This is a genomic window from Mesorhizobium sp. M7A.F.Ca.US.006.01.1.1 (genome assembly GCF_003997935.1).
Taxonomy (GTDB): domain Bacteria; phylum Pseudomonadota; class Alphaproteobacteria; order Rhizobiales; family Rhizobiaceae; genus Mesorhizobium.
The window spans coordinates 1-9866 of sequence record NZ_RZQL01000251.1 but is presented as its reverse complement, the minus strand read 5'-3'; the positions used below and the strand labels follow the sequence as shown (position 1 = coordinate 9866).

The 9866-nt window shown below is 63.7% G+C and carries 8 protein-coding genes; 7 read left to right on the top strand and 1 reads right to left on the bottom strand.

Features of this window, described 5'->3' with window-relative positions; translation table 11 throughout:
* Nucleotides 1-116: 116 nt before the first annotated feature.
* Nucleotides 117-1394, bottom strand: coding sequence for a ubiquinone biosynthesis hydroxylase (locus EN943_RS30510; protein ID WP_164778460.1), 1278 nt, complete (start codon nt 1392-1394; stop codon nt 117-119).
* A 97-nt stretch (nt 1395-1491) separates the two neighbouring features.
* On the opposite strand from EN943_RS30510, the gene tesB reads away from it, so the two are divergent.
* The 7 genes from tesB to EN943_RS30475 all read left to right on the top strand — a co-directional run bounded on the left by tesB (nt 1492) and on the right by EN943_RS30475 (nt 9656).
* Nucleotides 1492-2367 carry an acyl-CoA thioesterase II gene (tesB, locus tag EN943_RS30505; protein WP_127415814.1) on the top strand — a complete coding sequence of 292 codons (876 nt, stop codon included), beginning with the start codon at nt 1492-1494 and terminating at the stop codon, nt 2365-2367.
* Between the two features lie 217 nt (nt 2368-2584).
* Nucleotides 2585-2923 carry a P-II family nitrogen regulator gene (locus tag EN943_RS30500; RefSeq protein ID WP_013528889.1) on the top strand — a complete coding sequence of 113 codons (339 nt, stop codon included), beginning with the start codon at nt 2585-2587 and terminating at the stop codon, nt 2921-2923.
* A gap of 205 nt (nt 2924-3128) precedes the next feature.
* A complete protein-coding gene (locus EN943_RS30495; RefSeq protein ID WP_245476035.1) occupies nt 3129-4310 on the top strand; it encodes an ammonium transporter in 1182 nt (393 codons plus the stop codon).
* 324 nt (nt 4311-4634) lie between these two features.
* A complete protein-coding gene (locus EN943_RS30490) occupies nt 4635-4910 on the top strand; it encodes a hypothetical protein (protein WP_013528891.1) in 276 nt (91 codons plus the stop codon).
* A 261-nt stretch (nt 4911-5171) separates the two neighbouring features.
* Complete coding sequence (locus tag EN943_RS30485; RefSeq protein ID WP_127415812.1) at nt 5172-7847, top strand: DNA translocase FtsK; 2676 nt, start codon at nt 5172-5174, stop codon at nt 7845-7847.
* Nucleotides 7848-7998: 151 nt separating this feature from the next.
* Entirely contained in the window at nt 7999-8682 is a 684-nt protein-coding gene (locus EN943_RS30480) for an outer membrane lipoprotein carrier protein LolA (RefSeq protein ID WP_127260135.1), read from the top strand.
* Nucleotides 8683-8849: 167 nt separating this feature from the next.
* The gene (locus tag EN943_RS30475) at nt 8850-9656 is read left to right on the top strand and encodes an exodeoxyribonuclease III (RefSeq protein ID WP_127415811.1); all 807 of its coding nucleotides are present in this window, start codon (nt 8850-8852) and stop codon (nt 9654-9656) included.
* Nucleotides 9657-9866 lie beyond the last annotated feature (210 nt).

The window sequence follows — 9866 nt, the reverse complement described above, 5'->3', positions numbered from 1 at the left end:
GCTGCAGATGGTCAACCGCGCCGCCCAGGGCGGGGAGAAACGCCTGGAGATTTCCGACCAGAGGATATTGCGGCTGCGGCAGAAGCTTGGTTTCGAGGTCAACTGAGCGATAGCGCTCAGATCGCCTCGCCCTTCAACAATCGCGGCGTGCTGGCGGACAACCCCGACGCCTGCCGGATAAAAAATTCCTTTAGGCGCGGCATGCGTTCGACGAGGCCGAGGCCGATGTCGCGGACGGTGCGCAGCGGGCCGATATCGTTGGAAAACAGCCGGTTCAGTGCGTCCGTGGTGACACCCATCTGCACCGTGTCGAAGCGGCGCCACTGCTGGTAGCGCTCAAGCACGTCGAGCGCGCCGATATCCTGGCCGAGCCGGTCGGCCTCGACGATCACCTCGGCAAGCGCGGCAACATCCTTGAAGCCGAGATTGAGGCCCTGGCCGGCGATCGGGTGGATGCCGTGGGCGGCATCGCCGGCGAGCGCGATGCGGGGTGCGACGAAGGCGCGCGCAATGGTCAGGCCGAGTGGCCAGGCGCGCGGCGCATCAGTGACGCGGATCTCGCCAAGCTTCAGGCCAAAACGCTGCTCGAGCTCGTGTTCGAAGAGGAGATCGTCACCGGCCACCAGCTTCTCGGCATCGGGCGTACGTTCGACCCAGACGATCGACGAGCGGTTGGTGCCGTCCTCGCCGGGTTTGAGCGGCAGTGTGGCGAAAGGCCCGGCCGGCAGGAAATGCTCTTCGGCTCGACCATTGTGCGGCCGTTCATGCGCCACGGTGCAGACGATGCCGGACTGGCCATATTCCCACTTCACCGTCTTGATGCCGGCCATGTCGCGCAGCTTCGAGTTGACGCCGTCGGCGGCGACCAGCAGCCGGGCCTTCAGCGTCGCGCCGTCGGCGAGGTGTACAGTGATACCACTGCCGTTGGTTTCGAAACCCTGCACGGCGACGCCTTCGATGATGTCGATGCCGAGTTTTTCGGCGTTGGCCCGCAAGGCGCCGTTCAGCACCTTGTTGGCGACCATATGCGCAAAAGGCTCGCCCGGCGCCACTTCGCCGTCGAAGGTCAGGAAGACCGGACGCACCGGATCGGCGGTGCGCGAATCGGTGATGATCATCTCGGTGATGGCCTGCGCCTGCGGTGCGATCTCGGCCCACACGCCGAGCTGGTCGAGCATGCGGCAGGCGGCGGCGGCAATGGCCGAGGCGCGGCCATCCCTTTGCCAGGCGCCGGCAGGTGCGGCATCGACGAGAGCGATGGCGAGACCCGGTCGCGCCTGCTTCAGCGACACGGCGGCGGCCAGGCCGACATAGCCGGCGCCGGCGACCAGGACATCGAGCCCAGATCTTGTTCTCACGTTTGCCCCGGTTTTCGTGTCCGCCTTGCGTTCCATCATCTTCGCTCCTGCGCGCCGGCCGGTCTTGCGCCCTTGACTGCCTGTCCGTCCTGTCGGAAACCGCCATAACACTTCTGCGGCGAGGGCGCGAAATATGACGGCAGCCATGGACGAGCTTCTCGGCATTCTCGACCTCGAGAAGCTGGAACACAATCTGTATCGTGGTCGCAGCCCGCTGCTCGACTGGCAGCGCGTGTTCGGCGGCCAGACCATCGCCCAGGCGCTGGTGGCGGCGCAGCGGACAGTGGATCCCGATCGGTACGTGCATTCGCTGCACGGCTATTTCATGCGGCCCGGCGACACCAAGGTGCCGATCGTCTACGAGGTCGACCGTATTCGCGACGGCGGCTCCTTCACCACGCGGCGCGTGGTGGCGGTCCAGCACGGCCAAGCGATCTTTTCGCTCGAAGCTTCGTTCCAGCAGGACGAGGTCGGCCTGGAGCACCAGGTGCCGATGCCGCAGGACGTTCCGGGGCCGGACACATTGCTGTCGCAACGCGAATTGCTGGGCAAATTCGGCGAGGCGGTGCCCGATGGCATCAAACGCTACTGGGAGCGCGACCGGCCGATCGAAATGAAGCCGGTGATGCTGAAGCATTACACCAGCCGCGAAAAGCTGGAGCCAAAGCAGAACATCTGGATCCGCACCACCGGTCCGGTGCCGGCGGACCGCGCCATCCAGGCGGCGGTGCTCGCCTATCTCTCCGACATGACGCTGCTCGACACATCGACCTTCGCGCATGGCCGCGCCATTTTCGACCGCGATATCCAGGCGGCGAGCCTCGACCACGCCATGTGGTTCCACCGCAGCCATGCGCTCGACGACTGGATGCTCTACACGCAGGACAGCCCCTCGACACGGGGGTCGCGCGGCTTTACGCGCGGCTCGCTGTTTGCCCGCGACGGCACGCTGATCGCCTCGGTTGCGCAGGAAGGGCTGATCCGGCTCAAGCGATCGCCTGCAGAGTAGGCATTTTTCAAAAATTGCCTAAGTTTTAGGCAGACGCGTCGCCGCAGCTGTGTGCAGGTTGCGTCGGAACGCTCCTCAATCTCTTTGTTTACAACGGGTTAACACACTGCTTCGGCACTTGGCACGGAGCTTGAATCCTCGTGGGCACTCTCCGGCTCTTTGGGATCGGTGAAGGTGTGCAAACGCGGGGGACCGCAACAGCAAAGGGTGAAACCTTATGAAAATCGTGATGGCAATCATCAAGCCGTTCAAGCTCGACGAGGTACGCGAAGCGCTTACCGCCGTCGGCATCCAGGGCCTGACCGTCACCGAAGTCAAAGGCTACGGGCGTCAGAAAGGGCATACCGAGATCTATCGCGGGGCGGAATACGCGGTCAGCTTCCTGCCGAAGATCAAGATCGAAGTCGCGGTCAGTGCCGACATGGTCGACAAGGCCGTCGAAGCCATCACCGCAGCCGCCAAGACCGGCCAGATCGGCGACGGCAAGATCTTCGTTTTCGGCATCGATCAGGCGGTGCGCATTCGCACCGGCGAAACAGACACCGACGCGCTCTGAGCGGCGATCACGTATTCCAATGGAGAGTTCAATGAATATTCCTTCCACCTTGAAGACGACGGGACGAGCCGCCCTTTTGGGTTCGCTTACTCTCGCAGCATTGGGCACGGTCGCCGCCTTCGCGCAGGAAGCGGCACCGGCCGCGGCCGCAGCCGCGCCGGCTGCTGCCCCGACCCCGGTACTCGACACCGGCAACACCGCCTGGATGCTGACCTCGACGGCGCTGGTGCTGATGATGACCATTCCGGGCCTGGCGCTGTTCTACGGCGGCATGGTGCGCAAGAAGAACGTGCTCGCCACCGTCATGCAGAGCTTCGCCATCACCTGCCTGGTGACGGTGCTGTGGTTCATGTTCGGCTATTCGCTGGCCTTCTCCGATGGCGGCGGCATGAACGCCTATCTCGGCGGCACCTCCAAGTTCTTCCATCACGGCATCACCACGGCTTCGCTGTGGCTGCCGGGCGTCGCCAACATTCCTGAATTCGTGTTCTCGATGTTCCAGATGACGTTCGCCATCATCACGCCCGCGCTCATTGCCGGCGCCTTCGCCGAACGCATGAAGTTCTCGGCGCTGCTGATCTTCACGGCATTGTGGCTGCTGGTCGTCTACGTGCCGGTCGCGCATTGGGTCTGGGGTGGCGGCTTCCTCGGATCGGCGGGCGTGCTCGACTTTGCCGGCGGTACGGTCGTTCACATCAACGCCGGTGTCGCCGGTCTCGTCTGTGCGCTGGTTCTCGGCAAGCGCGAAGGCTACGGCACCACCAACATGGCGCCGCATAACCTGGTCTATTCGGTGATCGGCGCTTCGCTGCTGTGGGTTGGCTGGTTCGGCTTCAACGCCGGTTCGGAACTGGCTGCGGACGGTCTTGCCGGCGCTGCCATGCTCAACACCCAGGTTGCCACCGCCGCGGCGGCACTGGCCTGGATGTTCGCCGAATGGATCGTCGCCAAGAAGCCTTCCGTGCTCGGCATCATCTCGGGTGCGGTTGCCGGCCTGGTCGCCGTGACGCCTGCTTCCGGCTTCGTCAACCCGACTGGTGCCTTCATCGTCGGCATCGTTGCCGGCGTCGTCTGCTACCTCTCGGCGGTCAAGGTCAAGCACATGTTCGGCTATGACGACTCGCTCGATGCCTTCGGCGTGCATGGCGTCGGCGGTGTGATCGGCGCTCTGCTCACCGGCGTGCTCGCCGACCCGGCGATCAACAGCCTCGGCGCAGGTGCTTCGCTCGGCAAGCAGATCTACGGCGTTGCCGTCACCATCGTGTGGACGGGCATTGCCACCTTCGTGCTCCTCTACATCGTCAAGGCGCTGGTCGGCCTGCGTCCGACGACCCAGGAAGAGGTAGAAGGCCTCGACATCTCCCAGCATGGCGAAGTGGTGCCGTAAGGCCAGCTTAGCCACGGGGCCGGCGGAACCCTCCTCCCGCCGGCCCCTTATCTCCACGCAATTCCGAACGGAAACGCTGCACGGTTCTCCCGGAATTGCTTTGAAAAAATCCCGTCGTGACGCTCCCGAAAGGAGTTCACGCATTGAGGCCCGGATCGCATCCGGGCCTCTTTTTTTGGCAAGCCGTTCCGGCAATGCCCGGCTTCACGCAATCACGTTCGTGTGATCAGGCTTTTTGAGGAAACAACGACCGCTCTGGTTCCGAACCCTGGGGACGATCGTCGTTCTGACGCTCGTGCAAACAACAGGGAAGGAAACCATCTCATGAACCTCAAGAACATCTGTCTGGGAGCGCTTGCTCTTTCCATGATCGGCGGCGTGGCATTTGCCGGTGCTCTGGATGAGCCCGACAACATGGCGCCGTTCTTCACGGATTCCGGCATGAAAACCATGAAGCCGATGGCGGATTTCAAGACAGCTTTCATGGCCATGCCGATGGAAAAGCAGGAAGCGATGAAGAAGGAATGCCAGGATGCGGCGATGAGCAAGCCGCATGCGGAATTCTGCGCCAATGTGCAGGCGCTTGGCGGCGCCAACTGATTTGCCGCGATCGGGCCGAGGCCCGGTCTTTGTTCCGGACGAACAATGGCGGGCCGGCAGCCCGCCATTGTTTCGTTCGATGGAAGCTCCATCGGCCCGTCGTCCATCATTGCCTCATACGGCTCAACCGGCGGTAATGAGGTTTGAGCGTCTCAACCTCTTATAGTTAATGCGCCCTTAACCTTCCCACCGATAGTCTGAGACCCGAATCTGCCGGAGTGCGCCACGCACCCGGCGAGACCATGACAGACGGGGAAGAGCATGCGTTCAGGGGCTTCAGCACCGCTCGCGCTGGCCGACACAGGGCACGGCATCCAGGCGTTCGCGCGGCGTCAGGTCGGGCGGCTGGTCGGCGTCGGCCTGTTCGCGCTGGCCGCCTTTGGCGTTGCCAGCCTTGCCACCTGGAATGTCGCCGATCCGAGTTTCTCCCACGCGACGAACAACACCGTCACCAACGCCATGGGCTATGCCGGTGCCGTGTTCTCTGACCTCGCCATGCAGTTCTTCGGCCTCGCCGCCGTTGCTGCCCTGGTTCCGACGGTCATCTGGGGATTCCTGCTGTTTTCCGCGCGCGGTGTCGACAGGCTGCCCAAGCGCGGGCTGTCCTGGTTCGGCTTCGCGCTGCTGGCCGCGGCGATGGTCGGCTGCGTGGTGCCGCCCAAGACCTGGCCGCTGCCCACCGGCCTTGGCGGCGTGTTCGGCGACATGGTGCTGAAGATCCCCGGCGTCGTCATCGGCGGCTATCCGACCGGGCTGATCGCCAGCATCATCGCCATCCTGCTGTCGGCTCCCGCGCTGTGGCTCTTCGCCCATGGCTCGGCGCTGATCGGACGCAAGAACGGCTTCGCCGTGATGGAGGACGAGCCTGCTGCCGATCCGCGCGAAGACGACCTGTTGTTCGACAATGACGAGGACGAAGGCGACGAGGGCATCCTGGCGCTCGGCGCCATCACACATTGGTGGCTGTCGCTGCGCGCGTGGATGCACCGCCGCGCCGTGCGCCGCAGGCAGGAGCGGGACGAGTACGAGCCGGAGATGGAGCAGCGCTCCACCGCCTGGCGCCGCGCCGCCGAACGGGTCGAATCGGCCGAGTTCGCCGAGCAGCGGATGAGCCAGGATGGCCGCGCCCGTGTCGAGCCAGAATTCTTCGCCGCCATGGTCAATGACCGCAGCGCCTCGCTCGACCCCGACGATGCCGATATATTCGACGACCGCTTCGACAATGCGGGCGAGGATGCCGATTTCGACGATGAGCCTGTCGTGCAACGCCGCGGCGCGCCGACCGCCAAGGTGCAGCCGTTCCGCTCCGACGCAGCCACGCGCGTCGAGGCGCCGGCGGCGCGCCCCGTGCCCGGCGCCCGCGTGCAGCGCGAGGCGCAGACATCGCTGATCGGCTCGGAAAAGTTCGAAATGCCGTCGCTGCACTTCCTCTCCGAACCGAAGAACGTGGTGCGCGACGCCAGCCTGTCCAAGGACGCGCTGGAACAGAACGCCCGCCTGCTCGAAGGCGTGCTGGAGGATTTCGGCGTCAAGGGCGAGATCATCGCTGTCCGTCCGGGTCCGGTGGTCACCCTCTATGAGCTCGAACCGGCGCCCGGCATCAAATCGTCGCGCGTCATCGGCCTGTCCGACGACATCGCCCGCTCGATGAGCGCCATCGCCTGCCGCGTCGCGGTGGTGCCAGGCCGCAACGCCATCGGCATCGAACTGCCGAACGCCAAGCGCGAGACCGTCTATCTCAGGGAGATCCTGGCCAGCCGCGACTTCGAGACGACGAAGGCCAAGCTGGCGCTGGCGCTCGGCAAGACCATCAATGGCGAGGCGGTCATCGTCGACATCGCCAAGATGCCGCACGTGCTGGTCGCAGGCACCACCGGCTCGGGCAAGTCGGTCGCCATCAACACCATGATCCTGTCGCTGCTCTACCGCCTGACGCCGCAGGACTGCCGGCTGATCATGATCGATCCGAAGATGCTGGAACTCTCGGTCTATGACGGCATCCCGCATCTGCTCACGCCCGTCGTCACCGATCCGAAGAAGGCGGTGGTGGCGCTGAAATGGACCGTGCGCGAGATGGAGGACCGCTACCGCAAGATGTCCAAGGTCGGCGTGCGCAACATCGACGGCTTCAACGCCCGCGTCAGCCAGGCGGACAAGAAGGGCGAGAAGATCTCGCGCACCGTGCAGACCGGCTTCGATCGCCAGACCGGCGAGGCGATCTACGAGACCGAGAACCTCGATCTCGAGCCGATGCCCTATATTGTCGTCATCATCGACGAGATGGCCGACCTGATGATGGTCGCCGGCAAGGACATCGAAGGCGCCGTGCAGCGCCTGGCGCAGATGGCACGCGCCGCCGGCATCCATGTCATCATGGCAACGCAGCGGCCGTCGGTCGACGTCATCACCGGCACCATCAAGGCCAATTTCCCGACCCGCATCTCCTTCCAGGTGACGTCCAAGATCGACAGCCGCACGATTCTGGGCGAGCAGGGCGCAGAGCAGCTGCTCGGCATGGGCGACATGCTCTACATGGCCGGCGGCGGCCGTATCCAGCGCGTGCACGGCCCGTTCGTCGCCGACGAAGAGGTCGAGAAGATCGTCGCGCATCTGAAGCTGCAGGGCGTGCCGGAATATCTCGACGCCATCACCGAGGATGACGGCGAGGACGACGACGAGCCGTCGGGCAAGGGTGGTTCCGGCGGCGGCGGCGGAAACAGCAATTTCGAGGATTCCGACGATCCTTACGACCAGGCGGTCTCCGTGGTGCTGCGCGACGGCAAGGCCTCGACCAGCTATATCCAGCGCCGGCTGGGCATCGGCTACAACCGCGCCGCCTCGATTATCGAGAAGATGGAGAAGGAAGGTATAGTCGGCCCGGCCAACCATGCCGGCAAGCGCGAGATCCTGGTGCCGACCGAAGACGACAAGTTCTGACCAGAAAGCCTGACCCTTGTGACATTCCGGTCCGGCAACCTTGAACCTTTCAAGGCGTTGAAGCGACGGAGGGACGCCCGACCCGCCAAATTTCAGCCTAACTGGGGGTCCAAGCACAGAACAACTCAGGAATTGGATGAGAGTGACCGACATGAAAAACGATCTTTCAGCGCTCAGCACATTTGCTCCCTCCCGGCGTCAGTTGCTGGGCCTCGGGCTGGCGTTTGCAGGGGCGGCAGCCTTCAACGCGGTACCCGGCTTCCAGGTGCTGGCCTCGGCACAGGCGGCTGTGCCGGCCGCCGCGCAGAAGATCGCCGACCACTTTTCCTCGGTCAAATCGATGAGCGGCGAATTCGTGCAGTTCGGCCCCAAGGGCGAGCAGACCGGCGGCAAGTTCTTCCTCGAACGGCCGGGCAAGATCCGCTTCAACTATGACGGCTCTTCGAATTTCCGGGTGATTTCAGACGGCAAGTCGGTGGTCATCCTGAACAAGAGGCTCAACACGTCCGATCTCTATCCGTTGTCGAAGACACCTCTGAAGCTGCTGCTCGACACCAGGATCGACCTCTCCGGCGACCGCGTCAAAAGCGTCAAGCAGGAAGATGACCTCACCACCATCCAGCTCGCCGACAAATCGGTGTTCGGCAATTCGAAGATCACCATGATGTTCGATCCGAAAACCTTCGATTTGCGGCAGTGGACGATCACCGACGCGCAGGGCAAGGATACGACGGTGATGATCTTCAACACCAAGGAAGGCGTCAGCTTCGCGCCGGATACTTTCGCCATCGACTACACGGCGAACCGCGAGCTCAACACCAACAAGGCGCGCTAACCCAGTCGTTATAGCTGTGGAAAGCACCGGGCCGCGCCTCGTCGGGCGTTGGCCGGCTTGTCTTTACGGCCCGCGGCTGGCAGTTTCCCGGACTGACTCCGTCAAAAGGCGTCTTCCCCGCCGGGACCCATCGGTTCTGGCCGGCTGCACGCTGTCCTGGATTGCCAATGCCCTTCTCCATCGCCACCTGGAACATCAACTCCGTTCGCCTGCGCATGCCGATCGTCGAGCGCCTGCTCGTCGAGCATGCGCCCGACGTGCTGTGCCTGCAGGAAACCAAGGTTCCCGACGAACTCTTTCCCGAAAAGGCCTTCCGCAAGCTCGGCTACGAGCACATCGCCTTCCATGGCCAGAAGGGCTACCACGGCGTAGCAACCGTGGCGCGGCGGCCGATCGAATTGGTCGAAAAGCGGCGTTTCTGCGAGATCGAGGACAGCCGGCACCTATCGGTGACGGTGCGGGCCGGCGGCAAGGCGATCCTGCTGCACAATTTCTACGTCCCGGCGGGCGGCGACGAACCGGATCCCGTCGTCAACAGGAAGTTCAAGCACAAGCTCGATTTCGTTGCCGAGATGAATGCCATCCGGGCAGAACATGACGAGGTGTCCGGCTCGGTGCTGGTCGGCGACCTCAACATCGCCCCGCTCGAACATGACGTCTGGTCGCACAAGCAATTGCTCAACGTGGTCAGCCACACGCCGGTCGAGACGGAAAATTTCGAGGCGATGCGTCGCGCCGGCAACTGGGTCGACCTGATGCGGCTCAACGTGCCGGATGAGCAGAAGCTCTACACCTGGTGGAGCTATCGCGCGCAGGATTGGGAGCTGTCCAATCGCGGTCGCCGCCTCGACCATGTCTGGTCGTCGCCGAACCTGGTGCCCAGCTTTTCCGGCTACGAGATCCTGCGCCTGGCACGCGGCTGGGAGCGCCCTTCGGACCATGTGCCTGTCATCGCGCGGTTTGATCTCGACTAGTCTGGTCGAAGACGCGGCGTGTGCAAATGCCCGACCCGAATCGCAACACGCTTCGAAGCGCGACCGAATGAATTCAAATTCAAACGGCGCGCTTCAAGTCGTCATGCATGTCGTTGTCGCGAAATTGCTGCGCTGACAGGCCTGCGAGATCCGGCAGATGGGGATGGTCGCGGTGGCGCGTCGCCAGCATCCGTTGCACCGCTTCGATGA